This is a genomic window from Candidatus Symbiopectobacterium sp. NZEC135, assembly GCF_025962695.1.
In genome coordinates this window covers 1-674 of the sequence record NZ_JAGFPF010001173.1, presented here as the reverse complement: position 1 = coordinate 674, position 674 = coordinate 1, and the positions used below count along the sequence as shown (strand labels likewise).

Here is a 674-nt window from a genome sequence, read left to right as displayed (position 1 = left end):
AGTTCTGGTTCGCCATGGTCAAGATCGTGGCAATTGTCGCACTGATTATCCTCGGCGCAGTGTTGGTCTTCATGCACTTCCCTTCCCCATCAGGTTCAGTCGCCTCTTTCACTAATCTGTGGGATCACGGTGGCATGTTTCCGAAAGGGATAAGCGGATTTTTTGCCGGATTCCAGATAGCGGTCTTTGCATTCGTAGGGATCGAACTGGTCGGTACTACCGCCGCAGAAACCAAAAACCCGCAGGTGGTGCTACCGCGCGCCATCAATGCCATCCCCATCCGCATCATCATGTTTTACGTCTTCTCACTGATCATGATCATGTCCGTTACGCCGTGGAACGCGATTGCCGCCGATCGCAGCCCCTTCGTAGAGATGTTCGTGCTGGTCGGGTTCCCAGCCGCCGCCAGCGTGATCAATTTTGTCGTGCTGACGTCGGCAGCCTCTTCCGCCAATAGCGGCGTATTCTCTACCAGCCGGATGCTGTTCGGGTTGGCAAAACAGGGCGATGCACCTGAGGCATTCGCTCATTTGTCAAAACGCGCAGTCCCTGCGACAGGATTGCTGTTCTCTTGCATCTGTCTGCTGAGTGGCGTGGTGCTGATTTACCTGATTCCAAATGTGATGACCGTGTTTACGCTGGTCACAACGGTTTCCGCCATTCTGTTCATGTTT

General features: G+C 53.9%; 1 protein-coding gene. It reads left to right on the top strand.

Translation table 11 applies throughout. The annotated features are described in order from the left end of the window. Positions 1 to 674: amino acid permease (locus J5224_RS33160; RefSeq protein WP_264629148.1), on the top strand; the 674-nt coding region annotated here is incomplete at both ends.